General features: G+C 54.7%; 1 pseudogene. It reads left to right on the top strand.

Annotation, left to right across the window (positions count from 1 at the left end):
* The first annotated feature begins 189 nt into the window (after positions 1 to 189).
* Positions 190 to 1,389: pseudogene (locus QKE52_RS13255) on the top strand (IS3 family transposase).
* Positions 1,390 to 1,427 lie beyond the last annotated feature (38 nt).

Genomic DNA, 1,427 nt, shown 5'->3' with positions numbered 1-1,427 from the left:
TCAGGCATCAAACCTGGTGACCATACTTGTTGACCTCACCCCGCTGGTGGACGGGCGTGGGCCTGCTCGTTTGTTAGACATGCGACCGGGCAGATCCGCCGACGTGCTGAAGCGGGTGGACCTGACCCCTTTTTGGTGGACACCTGATCTCCAGCCCGGTTGGGTTGGAAAGAAAGGTAATCTACCACCATGTCCAGGTACTCCGAACAGTTCAAACGCGATGCTGTGGCCCTCTATGAAAACAATGAGGACCTCTCGCTGAACGCAGCATCAACAGAGCTCGGAATCAACCGTGCCTCGCTTCATTCTTGGGTCAAGAAGTACGGCACCGGAAAGCGTGCGCGCATTAAAGCTGTGCATGATAAAGCCCAAGCGGCGAATGATTCCGAACGGATCCGCCAGCTAGAAAAAGAAAACGCAAAACTGCGCGAAGAACGCGACATCCTGCGCAAGGCCGCGAAATATTTTGCCGAAGAGACACGCTGGTGATCCGCTTCCAGTTTGTCTATGACCACCGAACCGAATACTCGGTCAAGCGGATGTGCCACGTGTTAAAGCTCAATCGCTCCTCGTTTTATAAATGGGTCAATACCCGCGAAAAACGCAGGTTAAAGACGTGTTCCGATGCTCTTATTGGCGCACAAATCAAGACCATCTTCGATGATGAGCACGGAAGAGCCGCTTTACGGGGCAAAACGCATCGCTGCAAGCCTTAAAGCCGATACGCGCTTTGGCCCGATAAACCACAAGAAGGTTGCGCGCATCATGAAATCCATGGGACTTAAAGGCTTTACCAAGCGCCGCCGATGCGTCACTACCAGGCGCAAGCCTGGCCACCGCGTCATGCCGGACTTAGTAGGCCGCAAATTCACAGCCAACGAGCCAAACCGCGTTTATGTCGGCGACATTACCTACCTGCCCTGTAAGGGCGGCAAGAACATGTATTTGGCCACAGTTATTGACACTTACTCGCGGAAACTTGCAGGTTATGCGCTCGCAGACCACATGCGCGTCTCACTGGTCGTCGATGCTCTAGCCCACGCCCACGGTGTGCGTGGCAGTCTTGACGGGGCTGTATTCCATTCCGATCACGGCAGTGTTTACACCTCACAAACCTTTAGAAGCTATTGCTCGTCGTTGGGTGTGCGCCAGTCCATGGGAGCGGTAGGAACGAGTGCGGATAACGCCCTGGCAGAATCTTTTAACGCCACCTTAAAGCGTGAAGTCCTGCGTGATAGGAAAGTCTTTGACAATCCGATCGCCTGCCGCCAGGAAGTCTTCCGGTGGTGCATGCGCTACAACACACGCCGGCGACACTCCTGGTGCAATCTTGTAGCCCCCGATACCTTCGAAGCACTCACATCAGCTACACTGACCAAAGCAGCATAGCTAACCCCCGACGTGTCCACTTTCCGGGGGTCGGGCCC

The sequence above is a fragment of the Corynebacterium sp. c25Ua_47 genome (genome assembly GCF_039907205.1).
GTDB classification, from domain to species: Bacteria; Actinomycetota; Actinomycetes; order Mycobacteriales; family Mycobacteriaceae; genus Corynebacterium; species Corynebacterium hiratae.
Note: the sequence above shows the minus strand (reverse complement) of the source record. Positions and strands in the feature narration are given on the sequence as shown.